Here is a 26,001-nt window from a genome sequence, read left to right on the forward strand (position 1 = left end):
TTAAGTAAATTTTATCAGCAGCTCTTTGAGCAAATCTGCCTGTCCCATGTTTTGGGCACCAACACCTTTGCTTTTCAAATCCAATTCGCGTAAACCAGAGATTATAAGACTAACACGTTTCATAGGATAGTTTTTGGCGGCAATAGCGTATTCATTCACAAAGTAAGGGTTAACACCAAGAGTTTTGGATACAGTATTTGGTGAACGGTCAGTCAATCCGTGATATTGGAGCAATTGAATGAAGAAATTGTTTAGGGTTGCAATCGTAACTACAAAAGGATTCTCTTTTTGATTGTTTGAAAAGTAATCTATAATTCTGGAAGCTTTTTCAATATTCTTTTCTCCAACCGCCTTTTTCAGTTCAAAGTTGTTAAAGTCCTTACTAAAGCCAATATGTTCCTCAATAATATCTGGAGTAATCTCCATGGTTTTGGGAATTATGGTCATTAGTTTACTCAGTTCATTATTTATTTTGCTTAAATCCGTGCCCAAAAACTCTACCAATAAAGCACTTGCCTTAGGCGAAATTGAATACATTTTACCACTCAATGTTCTACGAATCCATTCCCCAACTTGATTTTCATACAGCTTTTTGCTTTCGTATAATTCCCCGTTCTTTTGTATTGCTTTATATAGCTTTTTACGCTTATCCAGCTTTTTATATTTATAGCAAAATACCAAAACGGTTGATGGCTGGGGGTTTTCAGCATATCTCACTAGGTTTTCTATTGTTCGTGAAAGATGTTGGGCTTCTTTTACAATTACTACTTGACGATCAGCCATCATGGGAAATCGCTTGGCATTGGCAACTATTTCCTCAATATTGGTCTCCTTTCCATAAAGCACCATCTGATTGAAACCTTTTTCATCTTCGGAAAGCGTATTATTTGAGATATATTGAGAAATCTTGTCAATGTAGTAGGGTTCGTCACCCATTAAAAAATAGAGGGGTTTAGGTGTCTTATTGTCTATCTCTGCGACGATTTCCTTTATTCTATCCATATTCAAAAAATTGTCACCTTTGCGACATGCAAGTTTTGAACTATCCTACCTATTCGTTTCGTTTCAAAAGTAGCGAAAATACGGTCTCCATTTTTGATGTGATTCGTAAAAAATTTGTTCTTCTACAACCTGAAGAATGGGTTCGCCAGCATACCATCCACTATTTGATTGAGACCAAGGGCTATCCCAAGATTCGCATCAACGTGGAAAAACAACTGCAGGTCAACGAACTAAAAAAAAGATATGATATTGTTGTTTTCAATCCACAAGGTGAAGTGGATATTCTGGTAGAATGCAAGGCTCCGGATGTGCCAATAACCCAAAAAGTTTTTGACCAAATTGCCCGATATAATTATAAACTAAAAGCCAACTATCTTATGGTTACAAATGGGCTGAATCACTATTACTGCAAAACGGACCATCACAATGAAAAGTATTCTTTTTTGAAGGATATTCCTGATTTTCGCCGTTAATTTGCTTCCGTTTTGAAAATCGCTGTTGTAATACTGAACTGGAATGGGGAAACACTGTTGGCAAAGTTCCTTCCCAAAGTACTGGAATACTCCAAAGGTGCCTCGGTTCATGTTGTCGATAACGCGAGTACGGATGGTTCAATCGACTTCATAAAGAAAAATTTTCCTGACGTAGAGTTGGTTCAAAATACAACCAATGGTGGCTTTGCTAAAGGTTATAATGATGGCCTTAAACATATAGATGCTGACATTTATTGCCTATTAAATTCTGATGTGGAGGTTACACCAAATTGGTTGGAACCTATAAAAGAACTATTTCAAAAGGAACCAGAAGTATCCATTGTGCAACCCAAAATTTTGGATTTAAAGCGTAAAACACATTTTGAATATGCCGGTGCAGCTGGAGGTTTTATCGATAAATTAGGGTATCCCTTCTGTAGAGGCCGTATTTTTCAAGCTTTGGAAGAAGACCAAGGGCAATATGATGATGTAAAAGAAGTATTTTGGGCTACTGGAGCATGCATGTTTGTTAAAAGCCATGTATTTCAAACCCTTAAAGGGTTTGATGAAGATTATTTTGCCCACCAAGAAGAAATTGATTTTTGCTGGAGGGCTAAAAACGCTGGGCATAAGGTTTTCTACACTGGGAAAAGTCATGTGTACCATCTAGGAGGATCTACCTTGAGCAATATGAACCCGAAAAAAACCTTTCTCAATTTCCGAAACTCTTTATACTCCATTACCAAAAATCTGCCCACTAGAAAAGCGTTTCTTGTAATTTTTATGCGTTTGATTCTGGATGGTGTAGCAGCATTTCGATTCATTTTACAATTTAAACTCAATCATTTCATTGCGGTTTTAAGAGCACACCTAAGTTTTTATTGTAATTTTAGAAAGATATACCGAAAGAGGGAAAAAGCTAATTTTATATTAAATTACTATACTACAAAATCCATAGTTTGGTCTCATTTCGTACATCAAGTAAATAATTTTAACATTTTAGTAAAAGATTAACGATAGCGGAATATTGAAACCTTGGTTTTTATATAATTTTGGCTCTAAATCAAGGAAACAATATCGCTAATTTATACTCAGATTTATGAAAAAAGTACTTCTAGGAACATTGACAATGGCTGTTTTATTATCTTCTTGCGTCTCGCAAAAGAAATATGCAGACCTTGAGGCTAAACAAAAAGAAACTCAAGATTTATTGAATTCTGCTACGGTCAAATTGAATGACTGCCTTGAAGAAAAAGCTACCGCTTCTTCTAGGCTAAAGACACTTGAGGACCAAAACGCTTTCTTAAAGGCAAACAATCAAGAATTAATAAACAACATGGGGAATTTGACCACCTTAACAACTAAAGGTGCTGAAAACCTTGAAAAGTCCCTTGAAAGCTTGAAAGAAAAGGATTTAACCATCCGTAGACTTCAAGATGCTGTTACTCGTCGGGATTCGGTAAACTTGTCGTTGGTACAAAGCCTTAAAGGTGTATTGGGTAACTTAGATGATGAAGACATTGAAATCAGTGTTGAAAAAGGTGTGGTATTCGTATCCATCTCAGACAAGTTATTGTTTAGAAGCGGAAGCTACAACATAACTTCAGCTGCAAAAAGTGTACTCGGAAAGGTTGCCAAAGTGGTAAACAACAAACCTGATTTTGAATTCTTGGTTGAAGGACACACGGATAATGTACCATTCTCAAGTGGTGTATTAGTAGACAACTGGGATTTGAGTGCAAAACGTGCCACATCCATAGTTAGAACTCTGCAAAATGAGTTCAATGTGGACCCAAAACGTATGACCGCTGCCGGAAGAAGTTACTACGTGCCCTTAGCTTCTAATGATACGGCAGCTGAGAGAGCAAAAAATAGAAGAACCAGAATTGTAGTATTACCTAAAATCGATCAGTTCTATAATATGATTGAAGAAGGAATGAAAGATCCAGCCATTGGAGGTACTGGAAAATAACAATATTCCAAACTTAATTATAGTAGGCCGCTTTTAGCGGCCTACTTTTTTTAAAAGATATCTGTACTGCCCTTTCCCTCCCTAACCACTTCGGGAATACCTGTGGACAAATCAATTACAGTAGAAGCAACATTTCCTCCATATCCACCATCTACTACAATATCAACCAAATTCTGCCACTTTTCAAAAATGAGTTCAGGGTCAGTAGTATACTCTAAAATATCATCCTCATCGTAAATGGAAGTGGACACAATTGGATTGCCCAACTCAAGCACCAGTGCTCTTGCGATCTCATTATCCGGAACCCGGATTCCAACCGTTTTCCTTTTCTTGAAATCCTTAGGTAAGTTATTGTTCCCTGGGAGAATAAATGTATAAGGACCGGGAAGTGCCCTTTTTAGAATTTTGAAAGTGGCCGAGTCAATCTGTCTTACAAAATCGGATAAATTGCTCAAATCTGCACAAACAAAAGACCAGTTGGCCTTAGCCAGTTTAATCCCCTTTATACGAGCAATTTTTTCCAGTGCTTTTGTATTGGTAATGTCACATCCCAAACCATAAACGGTATCTGTTGGATAGATAATCAATCCACCTTTGCGTAGAACATGGGCAACCTTCTCCACTTGTCTTGGATTGGGATTCTCTTCAAAAAGTTTTACTAGTTCTGCCATGAGTTACTTACAAAGTAACGAAGAATACCGTTTAAATCATGCCAACGAACCAACCAAATGAATTATAATTTCTCCACAGAGAAACACATCTATCAATTGAGAATGGAGTTACATAAATCTATTAAGTTTTATTCAAGGATATTTAAAGAAATTGCTCGAAAAGCAATTTATGCCCAAGTTTAATGCAACTTTTATCTTAATATTTACATTCTTTTCAATCCTTTGTTGTAAGGAAAACAAGAGGGATTTAGGTAAAGTAAAGTTCAATGATTCTGAAGAGTTTAAAGTTCAAGATAGCATTTTGGTATGGTCAAAAAAATTATTGGCCCTGAATTCAAATTCGGAAGGTTTTGGAGAACAAGCTACGCAACTGAACAGAAATATTAAAAACGCCTTCAGTAAGTTAAAAGACGCTTCGCAATTAGACCAATTAGCTAAATACTTTCATAAGAATAGTGAAAAACACGGTTTTGTTCTAGCACAAACAACTGACGGACGCTTACATCTTTTCACTTGGGGTACTCGGTTAGGAGGTTCCACGAAGATGTACGAGAACTGTGTTTTGGTTAAAAACCAAGGAGAAGTTCAAGTAAACGAAATTGAAAACAAATCGGTTTTATATAACAAGATATATACCTTTGCAAATTCAACAAACCAATCAATATATCTCTTTTCGGGTTCAGGAAAGTCATCAGGATTTGAATTCTTTCATCATCTGCAGGCATTTAGCATTGCGGAAGGTAAACTCGTGGCCAAGTCCATTTTCCCAGATGGTAAAAATGATTGGAACAACCCATTCTCAATAGAAAACGTATATAGCAATACCAAGTTAGGTTTCATCATAAGCGAAAATGGGACAGAAATATCCAAATCATCACCATTGCCCAATGGGACTATGTGGCATCAATACATTTTTGACGGAAAAGAATACATTCCAAAGAAGTACTCCTCTAAAAATCAGTTTAATGAAACTAGTTTTAATATAGAAAATGAGTATCAATTTATTAAAGGGTCAGAAATTCCTTCTAATGTTGAATCTAATCTAGATAGAAAGGAGTATTCATTTGAAGATGATTATACGGTGGTAGAAACGGCATTTCAAGAAGGAAAAAAACTAAAAATGCCCGTTTTGAACAGCCCCGATGGCAAAAAAGAAATTCAGGTTAGTAAACAAGTACGCCTTATTGGCAAGTCTGAAAACTTCATTTTTCTTGATGCTGGAGGAGTTCCTGAAGACTGGCTGTTACATATCTACGACATAAATCAACAAAAAATCATACTTTCCAAATACGTGGCCAAGGCCATATTACAAGATGAATTGCTAATTTTTTCCGAATTGTCAAACACAATAAATTCCGGTTGTGAAAATGAATCATTTGGTCATTTTAAAATTAACGTGCTTCACTATCGCCAAGATTTCCCTACTCTGCAACCAACTGGGCAATCGTATTGCTCTTACATACAGTGAGAGATTGGCAAAATCATCGATGTAGTGTTGCATTATATCGATTAATTGCAATATTGGCCATAAAATCACGTTTTATGGACTAGAAAGTTTAAGTCCAAATCTTACGCTATGAACACCATTAGAGGTCGGGTGCTAATTGCATTTCTCTTATTGTTCCTTCTTATAGGGCCCTTCCTTTTATTTGCATTCAACAGTCTTAAAAAAATTGACAATGCAAAGACTTTACGTGAAAGCGTAGCTGTTTTTGATGGAAATCGATTGAAAGCAGACAATAAATTTTTCCAAATCCTGGATTTTGATACAAAGCAGGACGAATTTTATCTGGAGAAGTCCTCCAAATACTTAAAAGAATACCAAACGTATATCAAAAACTCCAAAGAGGCACTTAAAGATATTCGCGCAGCCAATTACAATACCAACAATACGGTTAATAAGCGGTTAAGACGTATCACAACAGATTTGGACGAACTTAACTACAAAATTGTACAAGTTCTTGACCTGATTCAAAAGAAAGGGTTCAAAAACTTCGGAACCATTGGCGAAATGCGAAGAAGCATCCATCAATTGGAAAGTGAGGCAATAGGCATAGAGCTCGTTGAAGTTTTACAGATAAGAAGACTGGAAAAAGATTTTTTTCTTAGAAAGGACCCGGCTTATGTAAAAGAACTCAATAGTCTCTGCAACAACATACTGGAACGTTTGCGAAATGCCCCAGAAGCGGATATGATAACTTTCGAGCTTCTTAGGGGGTATCAGAGAAACTTCAATGTAATCACCTCGCTTGATGGTAAAATTGGAAATAGAAATTCTGGTTTGATCAAAGAAATTCAAGCTATACAGGCCAAGTTAAACACTAACACTGCGGCACTCTATACCTTGGTAGATGCAGATTCAGAACTGATGACCGCCTCTATTAAATCCTATTTGGTGCTGTTCTTTACCATTACCATGCTTTTCGCAATTCTATCTGCTTTTGTTTTTTCCAGCCATATTGCCAAGCCCATCAAAACCTTGATTTCCGACATGGATTCCATTGTTCAGAATAATTTTGAGGGGCAGTTGAATAAATCAAAAAGTTTAAAAATCACCGAAATAGATAAACTCACGGGTACCTATAATGGCTTGGTGACCAAAATAAGAAAGCAGATTACCACATTAAGTGAGAAAAATAAAATTCTGCATTCCTTAAATGGAAAGTTGGTCGAATCTGAAAATGAATTAAAGGAAGCCTCCAGAATTAAGGATAAGTTCTTCTCCATCATTTCACACGATTTAAGAGGCCATACTGGAAATGTGCTTTCGCTTGCAAATATCTTGAAAGAGGATAAAGATGAATTAGGCGAGGAAGAAAAGAAAATGTTTGTAAAATATTTGTCTGATGCCTCACAAAACCTGCAGTTGTTATTGGACAATCTATTGAATTGGGCCAAATCTCAAATGAACGACCATGAGGTCTCGAAAAAATCGTTCGACATATTCAATGTTATTGAAAAGAATGTAGAACTCTTTAAGGAAAATGCATTTCGAAAAGGCATCCTCATCAGTCATGAAGCAAAACAAGTTACCAAAGTCTATGCGGATAAGGATATGATTGATTTTGTGATTCGGAATTTGCTGTCCAATGCCCTAAAGTTCACAAAAAGCGGCGACTCAATTAGTGTTGATGTTTTGGAAGAAGAAGGACATTTAAAAGTCAAAGTAAAGGATACTGGTATTGGCATGAGCAAAGCTCAACGTGAGGCCCTTCTCAATTCTAAAAAGGAAAACCCTTCAACCAAAGGAACGGATAATGAAGAGGGAACGGGTCTTGGTTTTGCCATATGCAAAGATTTCATCCAACGCAACAATGGCATAATCTATATTGAATCCAAAGAAGGAAAGGGCAGTACATTTTCTTTTACCGTGCCCACAAATTTAACCCGAGAAAGTATTCTTAAAGTATCTTAGTCATTCAATATTTCCAACTTGGCAAAGCGAAGCAGTAGTTTTTTTATATCCCCTTTTTCAAATTGAATTTCGGCCTTCTTATCGTTTCCTACTCCTTCTATTTTCAAGACCTTTCCTTTTCCAAATCGCGTATGATTAACTCGCATCCCAGCTAAAAGGTTGGCATCCACAACATTGGTGTTTGATGAAGGGGAGCTCAATTCAGGTTTCAATTTACGAAGCTTTCTAAGCTGATTTTCATTGGGTCTTTGGCTTGTTGGCGGGGTTCCACTGACGGGTTTGGTAGATCTAAGTTTGCTCTTATCAACTTCTCCAAAAATATTGGCATCAATCATGGACTTATAACGGTATCCATCATTTACTGGAGTTAAATTCTCCACGTACTTTTCATCGATTTCTTCCAAAAACCGGCTTGGCTCTGCATCTATCAACTTACCCCATCTGTATCGATTTTGAGTGTAGGTCAAATAGGCCTGTTTCTCAGCCCTTGTAAGTGCCACATAAAAAAGGCGTCTTTCTTCTTCCAGTTCACTTCGCGTATTCATGCTCATAGCTGAAGGAAAGAGAATCCTCTTCCATTCCAACAATGTACACATAGGGAAACTCCAGTCCTTTGGCCAAGTGAATGGTCATAAGTGCCACCCGGTCATCATCCCCGGTTTCCTTATCCATATCTGTTGCCAAAGCCACGTCTTCCAAAAACTCGGTTAAGCTTCCAGTTGCATCTGCCAATTCTTTCTGCCCTTCCACAAAGTCTTTGATACCGTTTAATAACTCTTCAATGTTTTCCATCCGGGCAATCCCCTCAGGAGTACCATCTTTTTTGAACTCAAGAAGCAATCCTGTTTTTTTGGACACATGCTCAGCTAGAGTAAAGGCATCACTTCCCGCATTCATGATTTGGAAACTTTTAATCATGGTAACAAAGTCCTCCAATTTACGTTGGGTTCCAGCATTTATCTTTAATTGGAGTTTGTCCAGATTTTCCATGACTTCAAAAATGGAACGGCCATAGTGATTTGCAGCTACTACAAGCTTGTCAATGGTTGTTTGCCCAATTCCCCTAGCCGGAAAATTGATGATACGTTTTAACGCTTCTTCGTCCTTAGGATTGATAACCATGCGCAGATAGGCCAAAACATCTTTGATTTCCTTTCGCTGATAAAAGGAAAGGCCACCATAAATTCGATACGGAATATCTCTTTTGCGCAGTGCATCTTCAATGGCCCTGGATTGTGAATTGGTTCGATACAATACGGCAAACTCTCCATTCTGCAATTGATGTTGCATACGGCTTTCGAAAATGGATGAAGCAACATACCTGCCCTCTTCCGCATCAGTGACACTTCTGTGGATTTTGATGGGACTTCCCTCATCATTGGAAGTCCAAACCACTTTTTCCAGTTGGTTTTTGTTCTTGGCGATGATGGAATTGGCCGCATTTACTATGTTTTTCGTAGAACGGTAGTTTTGCTCCAACCGATACACCGCAACATCATCGTAATCTCTCTGGAAATTGAGAATGTTACTTATGTTTGCCCCCCGAAACGAATAGATACTTTGAGCATCATCGCCAACTACGCAAATATTCTGGTAGCGGTCAGACAGGGCTTTTACAATAAGATATTGTGAGTGATTGGTATCTTGATACTCATCCACTAAAATATATTTAAAACGCTCCTGGTATTTCATCAATACTTCAGGAAATCGGGTCAAAAGTTCATTGGTCCGCAGTAGTAAATCATCAAAATCCATAGCGCCCGCCTTAAAACAACGGTCCACATAATTTTGATAAATCTCTCCCAACCTTGGCCGTTTGGCCATGGCATCTGCCTCGACCAATTCGGGATTCTGAAAATAGGCCTTAACCGTAATTAGACTGTTTTTGTAGGATGAAATTCGGTTTTGAATCTGCTTGTATTTATAGATGTCCTTATCCAACCCCATTTCTTTGATGATGGAAGCAATCAAACGCTGCGAATCCTGAGTGTCGTAAATAGTAAAGTTGCTCGGATAGCCTAATTTATCACTTTCAAACCGCAGTAACTTGGCAAAAACCGAGTGAAATGTGCCCATCCAAAGGTTTTTAGCCTCTGAATTTCCTACAATGGTAGCAATACGCTTTTTCATTTCTTTAGCAGCCTTATTGGTAAAGGTCAATGCCAAAATATTGAATGAATCTACCCCCTGCTCCATCAAATGGGCAATACGAAAGGTAAGAACCCGTGTCTTTCCCGATCCTGCTCCCGCAATAACCATCAAAGGACCATCCTTATGCAAAACCGGTGCACGCTGCGCATCATTTAATTCATCCAAAAACGTACTCAAAAGCTATTCTATTTTAAAAGCAAGGGTGAAATTAGCCAATTATAAACTCATGATAAAATCATCCTTTTAATAGTTATAAACAGGGCCGCATTCCCCTGAATTTGAATATATTTAAGCGTTTAAACCTATTTTCATGAAGCCATCCAACCTTTTGTTTGCTCTTCTTTTAATTTTTCCGATACTGATAATGAGCCAAGAAAAAAAGGCTGGGCCCATATTGGATGATTATGGTAAGGTGTGGAAGATAGAGAATCCTGACTTTGCGACTGACACTACCATGGAGTATAAGGTGGTTTTTGATATTATGAACAGTCCTGAATCTTATACAGAACTCAATCGGAGCATTGAAACTGCTGCGCGTTTTTTGAACATGCATGCGCAAAATGGGGTTCCTGAATCCCAACTAAAAGTGGCTTTGGTTGTGCATAGCAAAGCATCCAAAGATGTAATCACAAACGAAGCATACCAAACCCGATTTGGCACTCAAAACCCTAATCAAGATATGATTAAGCAACTCATGGATTCTGGTGTGGAGTTTATTTTATGTGGCCAATCTTCAAAATCTAGGGATTACCCCAAAGAAGACCTGATTCCTGGTGTGCAAATGTCACTTTCGGCCATGACAGCATTGATTCAACTTCAAAATAAAGGCTATCAACTCATTAAATTTTAACACAATGAAGAAGATTTTAACCCTAGCATGTTTTTGTTCGTGCTTTGCCATTTTGGCTCAAGGACCCAATTTGGAAAAAGACTATGCTGCCATCGAATCCAAGGTTATCGAATGGCGGCATGACATTCACCAAAACCCTGAATTAAGTAATCGGGAGTTTAAAACTGCCGAAAAAATAGCTTCCCATTTAAAATCATTGGGAATTGAGGTAACCACTGGGGTGGCTCACACAGGTGTTGTAGGCATTTTAAAAGGTGACAATCCTGGTAAAGTTGTGGCACTGCGGGCAGATATTGATGCGTTACCTGTTACCGAACGAAACGACCTTCCTTTTAAATCCAATGTAACTTCAGAGTTTTTGGGGGAAAAGGTTGGGGTAATGCATGCCTGTGGTCATGATACCCATACCGCCATCTTGATGGGTGTGGCTGAAGTTTTATCGAAGAACAAAGACAAAATAAACGGCACGGTGAAGTTCATTTTTCAACCTGCCGAAGAAGGAGCGCCTCCTGGAGAGGAAGGTGGGGCTTTGCTTATGGTGAAAGAAGGGGTTTTAAAGAATCCAGACGTAGATGCCATTTTTGGGTTGCATATCAACTCACAAACTCCTGTAGGTACCATTCGTTTTAAAATAGGTGGTGCCTTGGCAGCAGCACAAAGTTTTACCATAAAGGTAAAGGGAAAACAAAGTCACGGTTCCCAACCATGGAGTGGTGTGGACCCTATTTTAATCAGTGCAAAAATAATTGATGGGCTACAGACCATAATCAGCCGAGAGGCTAATCTAACCAATGAAGCAGCAGTTATCACTGTGGGTAAAATCAAAAGTGGGGTTCGATTTAATATCATTCCTGAATCTGCTGAAATGCTCGGTACCATTAGAACTTTGGACTATGATATGAAAGATCATATCAACAAGCGAATGAAAGAAATGGTGGCCGACATTGCCAAAGCTTATGGTGGAGAAGCTACCTGCGAAATAAAGGATGCCACTGACATTACCTATAATGTGCCTGAATTGGCCCGACAGATGTTACCAACACTTCAACGTGTGGCGGGTGACGAAAATGTTATTGCCCAAAAAGCTATCACTGGAGCAGAGGATTTCTCATATTTTCAAAGAGACGTCCCCGGGTTTTTCTTTTTTCTTGGTGGCATGACCCCTGGTAATACAGAATCCTATCCTCATCATACCCCAGATTTTTTAATCGATGACGCGGGTATGCAGTTGGGCGTAAAGGCTATGACAGAATTGGCGTTGGATTATTTGAATAAGTAGTTATGGACACCTTTATGGATTTTCTTATAAATATTCCTTGGTGGGGTTGGATACTCTTCTTTTTGCTTCTTGTGGCTATCTGGGATATCTTTTTTCAGAAAACTCATACCATTAAGCATAATTTTCCTGTTGTAGGGCACTTGCGATATTGGTTGGAGAGCATCGGACCCGAAATGCGCCAGTATTTTGTAGCCAACAATCGGGAAGAGCTTCCTTTTAACCGAATTGAGAGGAGTTGGATATATGCTTCGGCCAAAAAGGAAAATAACTATGAAGGTTTTGGTACGGACCGAGACATTTATGCACACCAACACATGTTTGTGAAAAATGCGATGATAGGGTATCAAATTCCTGAAAAGCATCCTAACACCGAAAATCCCTACTTTTTGCCCTGTGCGAAAGTGATGGGTGCCCACCACAAGCGTAAAAAACCGTATCGCCCTGCTTCTGTAATCAATATTTCTGCAATGAGTTTTGGTTCTTTGTCGGCTACTGCAGTACAATCCATGAATCAAGGAGCTGCAAAATCGCATGCTTTCCACAATACAGGCGAAGGAGGGCTTTCCCCCTACCACAAACAAGGTGCAGACGTGGTCTTTCACTTCGGAACTGGATACTTTGGAGTTCGAAACAGCGAAGGCAGCTTGTCCATTGAAAAACTGAAGATTCTGGTTGATGAGAATCCATGCATCAAAGCGATAGAAATAAAGCTATCCCAAGGTGCCAAACCAGGAAAAGGAGGTGTGCTACCAGGAGCAAAGATTACTCCAGAAATTGCTAAAATTCGAGGTGTGGAAGTAGGAAAGGATGTCCTCTCCCCTTCTACACACAAAGCATTCAAGTCCATTCCAGAATTGGTTGACCTTATTGAGCAGATTGCAGAAGAAACGGGCTTACCCGTAGGCATAAAAGGTGCCATTGGAAAATTAGACCAATGGCAGGAACTCGCCAGTTTGATGAAGAAAACAGGAAAAGGTCCTGATTTTATTACGGTAGATGGCGGTGAAGGAGGAACCGGTGCTGCACCTCCCAGCTTTGCCGACCATGTTTCCTTGCCCTGGGTATATGGTTTTTCCTGCATCTATAAAATCTTTCAGGACGAAGGACTCTCCGAAAAGATTGTTTTTGTTGGAAGTGGAAAATTAGGTTTTCCTGCAAAGGCTGCCATGGCCTTTGCCATGGGAGTCGATTGCATTAATGTAGCACGCGAAGCTATGATGAGCATTGGCTGTATTCAAGCTCAAGTATGCCATACCAACCGATGCCCTGCTGGAGTGGCCACACAAAACAAATGGCTCCAAAATGGAATCAATGTACCCTTAAAATCAGACCGCTTGGCGCAATACTTTAAGACCTTTAGAAAAGAGTTTTTGGAGATTACCCATGCTGCCGGATATGAGCATCCTTGTCAATTTACAATGAATGATATCCAAGTAAATGTGGATGATGATTATCTTAGCAGCGATTTATCCAAAGTATATGGCTACAAAAAAAATGAAGTGCCATTTGATGGAATGCAAAAATTGTATGACTGCCCCCATTTAGGAGGAAAGTCGCCTGAATATTTAAATAATTGACCTAAATCTATATTGTATGCGAACAAAATTACCTATCGTTCTGTTATTTGTTTTATGCTCCGGAATTGCATTTGGGCAAAAAAAGAGTGAACTATTTGCCCAAATTGAAGAATTGAAATCTGAAAAACAAAATCTGGAGCAAGAACTTGCATCCGTCAAAAGGGAAGTCTCTTCCAGCAAAGCAAAAGCCGAAACATTGAAGACAGAAAATGTGAGCCTACGGGAAGCCAATGCCACTCTTTTGAAAAACTTGACAAGTTTTTCGGAGCTTTCCAAAAAGAGTAGTGAAAATGTGAACAAGACACTTGCCGCACTACAACAAAAGGAAAAGCAGCTTGGTGGCATCAATAAAATGATAACATCCAATGACTCTACTGCCATTGTTGCATTGACCCAAGTGAAAAAGACCCTGGGCGAAAATGCAAATGCCAATTTTTCGGAAGGGGATATCATTCTATCAGGAAGCTTGAACACTCTTTTTGGCTCAGATAGCTCCACGGAACTAACAGATGAGGGCAATGAATGGCTATCTAGGGTTGCAAAAATTATAAAAGCAAATCCAAATCGAAAAACGGAAGTAGTAGGGCTCAACATTACAGGGGAATTTGCTACAACCTATGATCAGGCCATAATGGTCACCAAGAGATTGACAGACTCTTTAGGTGTAACTACAGAAAAACTATCGACTTCCGTTCAAGACGGTAACTTTAAAGAAGGTATAGCCATTAAACTACGTCCAGACTATGAAGGTTTTTATGGTAAAGTCAAAGAAAGTGTAAAAGTGGCGCAATAAGTTTTAAAGGATTGTTGGTAGAAAGATACTTGAGGCTACGCTAATACTTTTTCTAAATTTAGTTCGTTCTATTTTCTAGTAAAATCAAAAAAACCAACTACCCATGAACGGAGATGAAATTTTGCAACTGTTTGCCTTTTTATTACCAGCAGTTGTAACTGGCGCAGTAGCGTTTTATTTTTTCAGATTGCATACCAGAAATGAAGATGGAAGAAGGCGCTATTTGCTTCAAAAAGATGCTCAAAAAGATGCTTTGCCCATTCGTTTGCAGGCCTATGAGCGAATGGTTCTTTTTTTGGAAAGGATTTCTCTTAACAGTCTTGTGGTAAGGGTTGCGCCAGTTGGTACTAGCAAAAGTGACTACGAGAATTTGTTGATTAAGCAAATCGAAACCGAATTTGAGCATAATCTTTCTCAACAGATTTACATGTCAGATGAGTGTTGGAATATTATAAAAACAGCCAAAAACGCTACTATTCAAGCCATCCGTTCTGCTGGTATGAGCCAAACCGAGTCTCCTGATAAACTTCGTGAAGATATTCTTAACCAAACCATGGAGAAACAGTCTCCCTCCTCTACCGCTCTTTCTTTTATAAAGAAAGAGGTAAGCGAGCTTTGGTAGTTTATTCAGAATGTTTGGGGTCTATCGGGCTGGTCTCTTCGTTTTTGTTTTTTGCGTAGAGATAGCCACGTTTCCACCATAAAGTCATTCGTTCCTTATTGAAAATGAGTGAATTTGTGGTTAAAACAGTGGGGGTGTAGTAAAAATTGATAATGGCATCCTTTTGATTGGCCACCAGCTTTCCAACACGTACATTTTGGTTCTCGATTCTGTCCAGCATAAACTCGAAACTAGTGGTTATCAATTCAAATGGGCTGCGAACAGGCATTCTATTTAAATAATTCACCTCGGTACGAAGAACCACAACATCCAATTCTGTAGCACCTCGTTTCAAAGCTTCTTCAATGGGCACCAAACTTCCCAATCCCCCATCGGCATACTCGCATCCATTTCGCTTCACTAAGCTCATAAAGGGCACGTAGTTGGAAGAAATCCATATCCAATCGCAAAATTCATCATACGTACAATCATTTATGGATTTGTATTCTACCTGATTTAAAGAGAGATTAGATACCGTCACTATTACATCGGTGTGTCCGTTCCTTAATACATTAAACTCTTTTTCCGTAATGGACTCGCGAATAAGTTCTCTCAAATTTTCGCTTTCACCGAAAGTCTTTTTACCGTTCATGAAGTTTTTGAGCACGTTCCAGTGATTAATTGCAATGCGTTCAACCCCATGTTTCTTCTTGATGATAAATGGACAATTATTGAAAATGCTATGCTGGTTTACCGATGAGTAAATATCCTTGATCTTGTCCAACTTGTTTAGCGCCAAATGGGTAATTAAAAGACTACCTGTAGAGGTGCCTACAAATAAGTCATATTCGTGTTTGGCTTCTTGAATAAGAAATTGGGCCACCCCTCCTGCAAAAGCGCCCTTGCTTCCTCCCCCAGATATGACCAAAGCTCTCATTTACCTAAAGTTTTATCCAAATATTCCTTCTCTTGTTGATTCAAGGAAACATATATGGTTTTTAGTCGGTCCTTATTTCCTTCTCCTTTCAAAAACTTCTTCAAAAATGTTCGACTCGACTTTTTGAAATACCATACATGATGGTTGCAGGCATTGACCAAGTTTTTAATTACTTCATCAGAAAAAGCACCAAGGTTATTTAAGTACTGGAACGCTAATAAACGTACTTCAAAGTGATACTTGGGATGGGTATACCCGCTCAATTCAGTATAGAACGAGCGTTTTTGTTCTTTTTTATACTCTGGAGTGGCCAAGGCCAAAGCGAGCCACAACAGTCTAACATTCTTATTAGGTAAACCACTTGTCATTGAAGTTTTTTCTAAATAATCAAAACGATTTGCTGGAAAATCACTCCACAGTTTGAATAAGGCAGCTTCTTGGGTCACGTAACTTTCATCGTTCAGCATGAACTCAAAAATTGGTTTTAAAGTCTGTGATACCTTCGGAACGCTTAAAGCTAGGGCTTGGCGCACCCTAATTCCTTCTCCTTCCATCAGTTTAGCTAATCTTTCATCTGAAATATCCATTGCAAAATCAAAAACCAGCTGTCTCTTAAAATGAGAGGATTCCGTAGTATTCCAATATTTTTCCAACCTGAAACTTACCAAGCTATCTACGGATTTCTGTTTGGTTTGCTTAATACCCAAATAAGCTTCAAGGGATTTGTTTTTTGTCAAAAGATAGTTTTCCGCCAAATCCATAGGAAATTCTGAATTCTGAAGCCATATCTGCTCGAAATCCATCAATTTCATACCCGAAGCCTTTCTCATCTCCCACATGAAATCGGAAATTGTCACATTTTGATACGCAAATTTTTGCAAATAATTCTGGATGCCTTCTTTAAAAGCTTCATCTCCTACCCTTTCCCTTAGCATGACCAAAGCCCAGGCTCCCTTTTCATAAAACGTAAGACTCCCCGCATTTGGATTGGTCAGCGCCTCTCCATTTCCATCCTTTGAAAAGGTATATAAGGAAGTAGCCGTTTCATACAACTTCCAATAGTAGTAATCATCTCCGAACAGTTCCTTTTCAGCCAAATATGCATAATACGTGGCAAAGCCCTCATGTAGCCAATGGTGTTCCCCACTTTGTTCGGTCACCATGTTACCAAACCATTGATGCGCCAATTCATGGGCATTTACGTTGACGTAGTTTTTATCAATAAAGGCTATGGAATCTACTACAAAGGTATTTGAAAAAATAGTCGCCCCTGTATTTTCCATCCCAGCATACAAAAAATCCTGAGCGGGTATCTGTTTGTAATTCTGCCAAGGGTAAGGGACCCCAATTTCATCCTCTAAAAAATCAAAAATCTCTTTTGTGTAGCGATATGTTGGTTCAAATTTTGAGCTGTCCTTTGGCTCATAGTACAACTCTATAGGAATTCCGGAAGAGGATTGAATGGTTTCCTTGTCAAAATTACCAATTGCAAAGGCGACCAAATAGCTGCTCATAGGCTTCCACATATCAAAACTCCAAGCTGTTTTGGTATCAATTTTTGTTTGGCTTTGCAATTTACCGTTTGCAATTACTTTGTACGATGAATCGAAAACAATCCCCAAATCAAAGACCACTTTCTCGTTCATATCATCAAAGCTTGGCAACCAATTGCTTGTATATTTTCCCTGTCCTTGGGTCCATATTTGCTCGTTCCCTAAAACATCATCTTCCCACCCAAAAAAGTAAACGGTCTGCTTCGGTTGAGCTGTGTAGACCAGCTCAAAACTATATGTGGTATTCGCCTTGAATCTCTCAAACAGCGTTATCGTTTTTTGGTTATAGCTGTATTTTGCTCGCTTCTTACTATCAAAACGCACCGATGAAAACTTCATGTTCTTGGCATCCAAAAAAACCGAATCCACATCTTTTAAGGCTTTAAAACGATAAACGACAGTACCATGTATTTCTTTTGAAACGGGTTTTGGACTAATCACCACGGAAGCATCTAGGACGTCAATTTTTTCTTGTGTTTGCGCAAAGCATGAAGAAAGGCTTAAAAGAGTAATAGATATGGATAAAGGTAGCTTCATATAATTTGGGGTAGCAAAAGTCTTTCCAAATTACATATTTTAGTTTGATGAATGCCAATTTTCTACAAACTCCAATTACCTATCTTAAAAGTGTGGGTCCCAACCGTGCGGAAACACTACAAAAAGAATTGGGCATTTATACGTATCGGGACTTGCTTCAGCTTTTTCCGAACCGATATTTGGACAAGACACAATACTATAAAATAAACCAACTACAACCTAGTGGGGCCGATGTACAAATAGTAGGTAAAATTATCCACCTAAAAACCGTTGAGCAAAAAAGGGGGAAACGATTGGTAGCCAATTTTGTGGACGACACTGGGCAAATGGAACTGGTTTGGTTCCGTAGCCATAAATGGATTAGGGAAAATCTGAAATTGAATGAACCTTATGTGGTTTTTGGTCGCATATCAAGATATGGTAGTACTTTTTCAATGGCGCATCCTGAGATGGAGCTCTTTTCTGTACATCAAAAAGGATTAAAAATTGCCATGCAACCTATTTACCCATCAACAGAAAAGCTAAGTGCTCGAGGTATTACCAATCGCGTCATAAGCCAAATGGTTCAACAACTCTTTTTGGACTGCAAAGGGCAATTCAATGAGTCCTTATCCCAGCAGATTTTAGAGGAGTTAAAGTTTATTTCCAAAAGTGAAGCATTATTGAATATTCATTTTCCCAAAAATCAAGAGCTCTTGGCTAAAGCACAGTTTCGTCTAAAATTTGAGGAATTGTTTTTTGTGCAATTGCAGCTCATTTCAAAAAAAATCCTACGGAAACAGAAAATAAAAGGAATGCCTTTTAGCGAGGTGGGTTCATTTTTCAATACTTTCTTTGAAGAACATTTACCTTTTGATTTGACCAATGCCCAAAAAAGAGTAATAAAGCAAATTAGAAATGATTTGGGGAGCAATGCCCAAATGAACCGTTTATTGCAGGGGGATGTAGGTTCTGGTAAGACCATTGTAGCTCTTTTATGTATGCTTCTTGCCTTGGACAATGGATTTCAGGCTTGCTTAATGGCACCTACCGAAATCCTGGCGCAGCAGCACTTTAATGGTTTGAAAGATTTGTTGGGCGAAATGGATGTTACAATTAATTTATTGACGGGTTCCACAAAAAAATCAGCACGAAAAGAAATACACACAAACCTACAAAGTGGTGAACTCCACATTTTAGTGGGAACCCATGCCGTTTTAGAAGATACCGTTCAGTTCAAAAATTTAGGTTTGGCTGTAATTGACGAACAACATCGCTTTGGAGTGGCACAACGTTCCAAACTTTGGCATAAAAATGAGATTCCGCCCCACATTTTGGTCATGACCGCTACACCCATTCCAAGAACGCTGGCCATGAGCCTATACGGAGACTTGGATATTTCCGTTATCGACGAATTGCCTCCCGGCCGTCGCCCCATAAAGACAGTACACCGTTTCGATTCCAATCGTTTAAAGGTTTTTCAGTTTATAAAAGATGAAATCAAAAAGGGAAGACAGATCTATGTGGTTTATCCGTTAATAGCGGAATCTGAGGCTTTGGATTATAAGGACCTAATGGATGGCTATGAAAGCATTTCCCGAGATTTTCCTTTACCGGAATATCAGATTTCCATAGTCCATGGAAAAATGAAACCGGCGGACAAGGAGTATGAAATGGAACGTTTTGTAAAAGGCGAAACCCAAATCATGGTAGCCACAACGGTGATTGAAGTTGGCGTGAATGTTCCCAATGCTTCCGTAATGATTATTGAAAGTGCAGAACGATTTGGGTTGTCACAGCTCCATCAGCTTAGAGGAAGGGTGGGTCGAGGAGCCGAACAAAGCTTTTGTATTCTAATGACAAGCCACAAACTATCTGAAGATTCCAAAACTCGTTTGGAAACCATGGTTCGCACCAATGATGGTTTTGAAATAGCTGAAGTAGACCTAAAATTGAGAGGACCGGGTGACCTTATGGGAACCCAACAGAGTGGAATGCTGAATCTTAAGATTGCAGATATTGTAAAAGACAATCAAATTCTACAAACGGCCCGTTTCTATGCAATGAATTTACTTAAAAAAGACCCAGCTCTTCAAAAAGAGGAAAACAGAAGTATTCTGCAAGCCTACCAAAATCTATCTCAGGATAAGACCATTTGGAACTATATAAGCTAATCAAATATAACTAGATCAATAGCTCTCGGTCTTCCCGTTAAAATGAGTTAATTCCCTGTTAATCAATTCTCTTTTTAAAACAAAAGAATTTACCTTACAGAAAACTAACTATCATGAAAAAGTTTGTAGTGCCAACCTTGTTGTTGGTTTTTGCCTTTTACGGTCTATCGTCGTGGACTACCAATGAAACCTCCGAAGACCTTACCCCCAATTTTATTTATGGGAATCCTGAAATTGGTTCCATCAATGCTTTAAGTTTTGGTCCTGAAGGATTACTATTCGTTGGAGATTCTGAAAATGCCATGGTTTATGCACTGGATACTAAAGATGTAAGTGAAAAAGGGAATGCTGATGAAATCAATATCAGAAAGTTTGACCAAATGATAGCTGCATCATTGGGCACCACTGAAGACAAAATCAGAATTAGTGATATGGCTGTAAATCCAAAGTCAAAAACCCCATATTTTGCAGTAAGTATGGAAGATGGCACAACAGTGCTTCTTCGATTGAAAGGTGAAACCCTGGAAAATGTATCCCTAAAAGAGATTAGCTATTCAAAAATTTCGCTAAATGATGCCATTGATGCAGATGCCAAGGATAGAAGAGGAAGACCGCAAAGGGTCTGGGCCATAGCTGATTTAAAATTTCATGGAGACCGTATTTTGGTATCAGGACTCTCCAACAAAGAATTTGCTTCTACTTTAAGAAGTATCCCTTTTCCATTTACAGATTCGCAAGACCAAACTTCCCTTGAAATCTGGCATGCCGCTCATGGTCAATACGAAACTCATGCGCCGATTAAGACCTTCGACGTAGTTTCTTTAAATAATCAAGACTATTTGATGGCAAGCTATACCTGTACTCCTTTGGTTTTGTTTCCAATGAGCCAACTCGAAAATGGAAAACACATTAAGGGTCGTACTGTTGCCGAACTGGGAGCAGGCAACTCTCCTTTGGATATGATATCCTACAAAAAAGAGGGCAAGCAATACTTTTTAATGTCTAATACCAACCGTCCTGTAATGCGATTGGATTACGAGGATATTGCCGGCTTCAAAGAGACCTTGACTGAGCCGGTAAACGAATTTGCCGTGGCCACTGGTGTTCCTTATGACAATCTTCCTTTTCCCTACGTTCAGCAAATGGACAATTTGGATGATTCCAATGTACTTTATATCCAAAGAACAGGAAGCGGTGAATTGGTATTGCGCAGCAGATCTACCAAATGGATGTGATTTACCCTTACTCAATCATAAACAAAAAGATCAAGTTATCCTTGGTCTTTTTTTGTGTTGCCCTTTTCTTTAATTGTGCAAAAAACAAGTCTTCAGAAAATATCCATGTTAACTATAGCAATGGAAAGGCAGTAAGTGTAGCATTTGAAACAGAGGAATCTTCTGGGTATGCCTTGTATTTGAAACAAAATAATCTAAGCCCAATTTTGGGCGATCTTACCTGTGAAAAGGAAACCTGTACCTTTATTCCTATTGTTCCATTTACCGCAGGTCAAACCTATGAGATACGAAAAAATAAAAAACTCATTGGATCTTTTACAATAGACCGTTTTCGCAAACAAAAGAATCCAGAACTTATTGCAATTTATCCTTCGGTGGACACCGTACCTCAAAATCTTTTAAAAATGTATTTTGTGTTCTCTCAACCCATGCAGCATTCCAAAAGTGCCTTGGATTTCATTTCGGTTTTTGATAACACATTACAAAAGGAATCTGATATTTTTCTGGAAATGCAGACTGAACTTTGGAATAAAGAGCGTACTAGACTGACTCTTTGGTTGGACCCTGGTAGAATTAAGACGGATTTGATACCAAATCGGGAAAAAGGACCTCCCCTTCTGCAAAAGCACCGTTATACCATTTCGATAGATAGTCTATGGACTTCTGAGCAGGGCTATCCCTTGGCCAGAAAGTACATTAAAACGCTAAATGTTGTTGGAAAGGATTCACAAAGGCCCAATCCAAAGCTATGGGATGTTAATATTCCCAGAGCAAATACCAAAAATCCATTGGAAATTCGTTTTAACGAGCCTATGGACGCTGTTTTAATATTAGAAACTATTCAGGTCAAAAACCGTGAGGGCGAATTAATGGAAGGTACTTTTTCTCTTTTGGAGAATGAATTGAAGCTAGAGTTTAAACCAAAAGAAAAATGGGTTCCAGGAAAATACTCTGTTCACGTCAACCCAGTTCTTGAGGATTTAGCTGGAAACAATCTAGAACGTCTTTTTGATACAGATCTTTCCGATAATAGTGTGGATAAAAAATCAACCGAAAACACATTGAACTTCAGTATTGAGCGTTAAAAAAGAAAGTGCCCCAAGGAAAATTCCCGGGCACTTTTTTAGGTATAACAGAATATGCTTAGTTGATTGCTTCTCCTTTTTCTGCTTTGGCAATATTTGCAGCAACTCGGTCTTTGTTGGCTTGTGCCGGCGCATTATCCATTGCAATTTTTAGATGTTTTAGAGTGGATTTGTTATCCCCCAAAGCCGAATATCCTCTTGCCAATCCATAATGAACAGGCCAAGTTCCTTTATGGGCCTTTGCATTCCATTTAAAGATTTCCAGGGCTTCATCATTTTTCCCTTGGGCAATCAATTGTCTGCCATAACCATGAACTTGGAAAACTGTCCCCAATGGTAAAGCTTCCTCCATCAGCGTTTTGGCCTCTGTAGTTTTACCTTGTTTTGCCAAAATTTGGGATTTTATATTCAAGTTATTGAACGTCTTTTGGCTAAAGAATTGACCTGCAATAGCAGCATCCGCCCATGAGAGCGCCTCATCCAAGTCGCCATCATTATTCAATGCAAAGTTTGCAGCTTGTTCCCAACTCTGTCTGACAAAACCTGGTGTGGTTTGCAATTGTTTACGTACTTCCGTCAAAACGTTGTTGGTCACATCAGTTTCAATCTTGAATGGAATCTGTTTCTTTTCCCAGCTTAGTGCAACAACTGCTGAATTAGCATCAACAGTATTGAAACCATAAGTTAACTGTTCAACATGAGGAATTTCCTCTGTTTTAATATCAACACGGAGTACATCTTCTTCCGGTTTGTAAAAATAACTTCCCCAAGCATTATAATTTTTGGAAAAAATCACTGTCGCCGTATTGTCTTCGTTGACTATCATATGTAGTCCATACTTTCCTGCAGGCAAAGTTTTTCCGTTAATGCTAAGGTCATGGGATGTTTTGAAAATGGTGTTTTCGTTGGCGCCTGCTCTCCACGGAGATTCAGAAGCGGTGCCAAATCCTAAGTTGTTCATACCATAGGGCACCAAAGCTCCCCATATTTCGCGGTCATTTACACTAGGACGGGAGTAAACAATGGTAACGTCGGTGTTTCCAATACGCTGCATCACTTTAGCCATTTGACTGCCGCGTGGTAAAAAGTTCAATTGAGCGATGGAAGATGTTGATGAGAATAAAATTCCTAGAAAAAAAATGGCAGAAATAGCCGAGTAACATTTTTTCATTGGTTCGTTTTTGATTTTGTTAATGAATAAACTGTAAAGGTTGTGGCTCTAAAGTAGAAACGTGATTGTTTGTTTGACGTTACAGCAATGTTAAAATAAAGGCCAACCTGTTAAAATACAGAGTTTTAAGAGGGTATTATATTAATAGGTAGACACTGTGTTAAATACGTTAACACAAATGAAGGTAAGTTCTTATCGGTGTTTACTTTGGAATTTGATGAGAGACAAAAAAGTCATCAAAACGAAGAAGTAGAAAATCATTTTAGGTAGGAAATATCATAAATCATAAGTCTTCTTGAGCTCGAAATATTTGAATCGAAATCGTTGGACATCGTAATTTCAATTCCTTTGTATTGGCTTCTTTTTACCTTAAAATTACTTTTATCCGTTATTAAAAGTTTATTATTTAGGTGATGAGCAAAACTCTTTTTGACAAAGTTTGGGACTCCCATGTGGTACACCATATCGAAAATGGACCTGATGTCCTTTTTATTGACAGGCACTTGGTTCATGAGGTAACAAGTCCGGTAGCATTTCTTGGGCTCAAAAACCGGGGAATAAAAGTACTCTATCCAGAACGCACGTTTGCAACCGCAGATCATAATACCCCAACCCGCAATCAACATTTGCCCGTTAAGGACAAGCTATCGGCAAACCAGTTGAAAGCGCTTGAGGAAAATGCAAAAGCACATGATATTCCATATTGGGGACTTGGGCATGAAAAGAATGGAATTGTTCATGTAATTGGTCCTGAAAACGGCATTACCGTACCGGGAGCGACTATTGTATGTGGCGACTCGCATACTTCAACACACGGGGCTTTTGGTGCCATAGCTTTTGGTATCGGGACAAGTGAGGTGGAAATGGTCCTCTCTACGCAGTGCATTATGCAGCCTAAACCTAAAAGTATGCGGATTACAATCAATGGGGAACTGAATAATGCGGTTACTCCAAAAGATGTTGCCCTTTACATTATATCTCAACTAACTACTTCAGGAGCAACAGGATATTTTGTGGAATATGCAGGCGAAGTATTTAGGAACATGTCCATGGAAGGAAGAATGACAGTGTGCAACCTAAGTATAGAGATGGGTGCCCGTGGAGGAATGATAGCACCTGATAGTGCCACGTACGAATACATAAAAGGAAGAGAATACACTCCCAAAGACAAGGACTGGGATAAAGCCATGGAATATTGGAATACCTTGTATTCTGACAATGATGCAGCATTCCACAAAGAGATATCTTTTAATGCATCTGATATCGAGCCCATGATTACCTATGGCACAAATCCAGGAATGGGCATCGGAATCCAGAGCGGTATTCCTACAGCTAAAGCTATGGATGCCGGAGCTGCAACCTATCAAAAATCTTTAGCCTATATGGACTTTAACGAAGGTGAGGCGATGATTGGAAAGCCCATAGATTTTGTCTTTTTAGGAAGTTGTACAAATGGACGGATTGAAGACTTTAGAGCCTTTGCATCCATCATAAAAGGTAGAAAAAAAGCCGAAAATGTAACAGCATGGTTGGTACCAGGTTCTCACAAAGTGGAAGAAGCGATTAAAGCAGAAGGTATTTTGGATATTCTTAATGAATCTGGGTTTGAGTTGCGCGAACCCGGTTGTTCCGCATGTTTGGCTATGAATGATGATAAGATCCCAGCAGGAAAATATGCGGTAAGTACTTCAAATCGGAATTTTGAAGGCAGACAAGGCCCAGGTGCAAGAACATTGTTGGCTAGTCCTTTGGTGGCAGCTGCGGCGGCAGTAACTGGAAAGGTTACCGACCCTAGAGAACTTATGGAGCTTCAAGAAACATAATATTTGTAATGACCAATATACAATGGTCAATGAACAAAGGCTACCCAATAGGGTTGCAAAGAAATTATTGATAATTGGAAATTGATATTTGATAATTGAAAAAATGGCATACGATAAATTCAGCATATTAACCAGTAGTGCAGTTCCATTGCCCATAGAAAATGTGGATACGGACCAAATCATACCTGCACGTTTTCTGAAGGCGACAGAACGTATAGGTTTTGGCGACAACTTATTTAGGGATTGGAGATACAATTCCGACAATACACCTAAAGAGCATTTTGTTCTAAACAACCCTATCTACTCTGGTAAAATTCTTGTTGGAGGAAAGAACTTTGGCTCTGGCTCATCTAGGGAGCATGCGGCTTGGGCTGTATATGATTATGGTTTCCGTTGTGTGGTTTCCAGCTTCTTTGCGGATATTTTCCGAAATAATTGCCTTAACATAGGAGTGCTTCCAGTTCAAGTAAGCACTGAGTTCTTGGATAAGATATTCAAAGCTATTGAGGCCAATCCCAAAACCGAAATTGAAGTAGATCTTCCCGAACAACGCATTAGCATACTAGAAACGGGAGAAAGTGAAAGCTTTGCTATCAACGACTATAAAAAGCAAAATATGCTCAACGGTTTCGATGATATCGATTATCTCTTGAACATTAAAAACGATATTCAGCAATTTGCGCAGAACACTCCGCTATAACTTCTGATACACAATTGGGTTAG

Annotated in this window: 20 protein-coding genes and 1 pseudogene; 15 read left to right on the forward strand and 6 right to left on the reverse strand. The window is 38.9% G+C overall.

All coding sequences use genetic code 11. From position 1 onward, the window contains the following. Nucleotides 1-1,002: a DNA polymerase III subunit delta gene (gene holA, locus ACOKFD_RS03805; protein ID WP_422860043.1), complete on the reverse strand. Its 1,002-nt coding sequence runs from the start codon at nucleotides 1,000-1,002 to the stop codon at nucleotides 1-3. A 26-nt stretch (nucleotides 1,003-1,028) separates the two neighbouring features. On the opposite strand from holA, the gene ACOKFD_RS03810 reads away from it, so the two are divergent. The 3 genes from ACOKFD_RS03810 (at nucleotide 1,029) to ACOKFD_RS03820 (ending at nucleotide 3,447) form a co-directional block, all read left to right on the forward strand. Further along, nucleotides 1,029-1,475 (forward strand): type I restriction enzyme HsdR N-terminal domain-containing protein, encoded by a 447-nt coding sequence (locus ACOKFD_RS03810; RefSeq protein ID WP_422860044.1) that lies wholly within the window; start codon nucleotides 1,029-1,031, stop codon nucleotides 1,473-1,475. Between the two features lie 12 nt (nucleotides 1,476-1,487). Continuing rightward, a complete protein-coding gene (locus ACOKFD_RS03815) occupies nucleotides 1,488-2,489 on the forward strand; it encodes a glycosyltransferase family 2 protein (protein WP_422860045.1) in 1,002 nt (333 codons plus the stop codon). Nucleotides 2,490-2,574: 85 nt separating this feature from the next. Next, entirely contained in the window at nucleotides 2,575-3,447 is an 873-nt protein-coding gene (locus tag ACOKFD_RS03820; protein WP_298998955.1) for an OmpA family protein, read from the forward strand. A gap of 50 nt (nucleotides 3,448-3,497) precedes the next feature. On the opposite strand, the gene ACOKFD_RS03825 is transcribed toward ACOKFD_RS03820, so the two are convergent. After that, nucleotides 3,498-4,118 carry an L-threonylcarbamoyladenylate synthase gene (locus ACOKFD_RS03825; protein ID WP_422860046.1) on the reverse strand — a complete coding sequence of 207 codons (621 nt, stop codon included), beginning with the start codon at nucleotides 4,116-4,118 and terminating at the stop codon, nucleotides 3,498-3,500. A 169-nt stretch (nucleotides 4,119-4,287) separates the two neighbouring features. On the opposite strand from ACOKFD_RS03825, the gene ACOKFD_RS03830 reads away from it, so the two are divergent. Both ACOKFD_RS03830 and ACOKFD_RS03835 read left to right on the forward strand, forming a co-directional pair. Beyond that, nucleotides 4,288-5,586: a hypothetical protein gene (locus ACOKFD_RS03830; protein WP_422860047.1), complete on the forward strand. Its 1,299-nt coding sequence runs from the start codon at nucleotides 4,288-4,290 to the stop codon at nucleotides 5,584-5,586. 108 nt (nucleotides 5,587-5,694) lie between these two features. Further along, a complete protein-coding gene (locus ACOKFD_RS03835) occupies nucleotides 5,695-7,533 on the forward strand; it encodes a sensor histidine kinase (protein ID WP_422860048.1) in 1,839 nt (612 codons plus the stop codon). On the opposite strand, the pseudogene ACOKFD_RS03840 reads toward ACOKFD_RS03835, so the two are convergent. After that, nucleotides 7,530-9,861 (reverse strand): annotated as a pseudogene (locus tag ACOKFD_RS03840) (ATP-dependent helicase). The gene ACOKFD_RS03835 and the pseudogene ACOKFD_RS03840 sit on opposite strands and share 4 nt — an antisense overlap. Before the next feature lie 133 nt (nucleotides 9,862-9,994). Between ACOKFD_RS03840 and ACOKFD_RS03845 the strand changes: the two are divergent. The 5 genes from ACOKFD_RS03845 to ACOKFD_RS03865 all read left to right on the forward strand — a co-directional run bounded on the left by ACOKFD_RS03845 (nucleotide 9,995) and on the right by ACOKFD_RS03865 (nucleotide 14,805). Then, nucleotides 9,995-10,534: a DsrE family protein gene (locus tag ACOKFD_RS03845; RefSeq protein ID WP_422860049.1), complete on the forward strand. Its 540-nt coding sequence runs from the start codon at nucleotides 9,995-9,997 to the stop codon at nucleotides 10,532-10,534. Nucleotides 10,535-10,538: 4 nt separating this feature from the next. Beyond that, complete coding sequence (locus ACOKFD_RS03850; protein WP_422860050.1) at nucleotides 10,539-11,813, forward strand: amidohydrolase; 1,275 nt, start codon at nucleotides 10,539-10,541, stop codon at nucleotides 11,811-11,813. A 2-nt stretch (nucleotides 11,814-11,815) separates the two neighbouring features. Then, a complete protein-coding gene (locus tag ACOKFD_RS03855; protein ID WP_422860051.1) occupies nucleotides 11,816-13,390 on the forward strand; it encodes an FMN-binding glutamate synthase family protein in 1,575 nt (524 codons plus the stop codon). A 16-nt stretch (nucleotides 13,391-13,406) separates the two neighbouring features. Then, on the forward strand, nucleotides 13,407-14,183 hold the full coding sequence (locus ACOKFD_RS03860) for a hypothetical protein (protein WP_422860052.1): 777 nt from the start codon (nucleotides 13,407-13,409) through the stop codon (nucleotides 14,181-14,183). A 103-nt stretch (nucleotides 14,184-14,286) separates the two neighbouring features. Further along, nucleotides 14,287-14,805, forward strand: coding sequence for a hypothetical protein (locus tag ACOKFD_RS03865; protein WP_422860053.1), 519 nt, complete (start codon nucleotides 14,287-14,289; stop codon nucleotides 14,803-14,805). A 1-nt stretch (nucleotide 14,806) separates the two neighbouring features. Here the strand turns inward: ACOKFD_RS03865 and ACOKFD_RS03870 are convergent, their stop codons facing one another. After that, nucleotides 14,807-15,721 (reverse strand): patatin-like phospholipase family protein, encoded by a 915-nt coding sequence (locus tag ACOKFD_RS03870; protein WP_422860054.1) that lies wholly within the window; start codon nucleotides 15,719-15,721, stop codon nucleotides 14,807-14,809. After that, a complete protein-coding gene (locus ACOKFD_RS03875) occupies nucleotides 15,718-17,811 on the reverse strand; it encodes a M1 family metallopeptidase (RefSeq protein WP_422860055.1) in 2,094 nt (697 codons plus the stop codon). The genes ACOKFD_RS03870 and ACOKFD_RS03875 overlap by 4 nt, the downstream gene beginning before the upstream one ends. Before the next feature lie 47 nt (nucleotides 17,812-17,858). Here ACOKFD_RS03875 and recG point away from each other — a divergent pair, with 47 nt between their 5' ends. The 3 genes from recG (at nucleotide 17,859) to ACOKFD_RS03890 (ending at nucleotide 22,284) form a co-directional block, all read left to right on the forward strand. After that, nucleotides 17,859-19,964 carry an ATP-dependent DNA helicase RecG gene (recG, locus tag ACOKFD_RS03880; RefSeq protein WP_422860056.1) on the forward strand — a complete coding sequence of 702 codons (2,106 nt, stop codon included), beginning with the start codon at nucleotides 17,859-17,861 and terminating at the stop codon, nucleotides 19,962-19,964. Nucleotides 19,965-20,077: 113 nt separating this feature from the next. Continuing rightward, the gene (locus tag ACOKFD_RS03885; RefSeq protein WP_422860057.1) at nucleotides 20,078-21,199 is read left to right on the forward strand and encodes a hypothetical protein; all 1,122 of its coding nucleotides are present in this window, start codon (nucleotides 20,078-20,080) and stop codon (nucleotides 21,197-21,199) included. Nucleotides 21,200-21,240: 41 nt separating this feature from the next. Then, the gene (locus ACOKFD_RS03890; RefSeq protein ID WP_422860058.1) at nucleotides 21,241-22,284 is read left to right on the forward strand and encodes an Ig-like domain-containing protein; all 1,044 of its coding nucleotides are present in this window, start codon (nucleotides 21,241-21,243) and stop codon (nucleotides 22,282-22,284) included. Between the two features lie 58 nt (nucleotides 22,285-22,342). On the opposite strand, the gene ACOKFD_RS03895 is transcribed toward ACOKFD_RS03890, so the two are convergent. Next, on the reverse strand, nucleotides 22,343-23,455 hold the full coding sequence (locus ACOKFD_RS03895; protein ID WP_422860059.1) for a DUF2911 domain-containing protein: 1,113 nt from the start codon (nucleotides 23,453-23,455) through the stop codon (nucleotides 22,343-22,345). 413 nt (nucleotides 23,456-23,868) lie between these two features. Between ACOKFD_RS03895 and leuC the strand changes: the two genes are divergently transcribed. Both leuC and leuD read left to right on the forward strand, forming a co-directional pair. After that, nucleotides 23,869-25,278 (forward strand): 3-isopropylmalate dehydratase large subunit, encoded by a 1,410-nt coding sequence (gene leuC / locus ACOKFD_RS03900; protein ID WP_422860060.1) that lies wholly within the window; start codon nucleotides 23,869-23,871, stop codon nucleotides 25,276-25,278. 103 nt (nucleotides 25,279-25,381) lie between these two features. Then, nucleotides 25,382-25,978 carry a 3-isopropylmalate dehydratase small subunit gene (gene leuD / locus ACOKFD_RS03905; protein WP_422860061.1) on the forward strand — a complete coding sequence of 199 codons (597 nt, stop codon included), beginning with the start codon at nucleotides 25,382-25,384 and terminating at the stop codon, nucleotides 25,976-25,978. Nucleotides 25,979-26,001 lie beyond the last annotated feature (23 nt).

The organism is Flagellimonas ulvae, assembly GCF_049333175.1.
In the GTDB taxonomy this organism is placed as follows: domain Bacteria; phylum Bacteroidota; class Bacteroidia; order Flavobacteriales; family Flavobacteriaceae; genus Flagellimonas.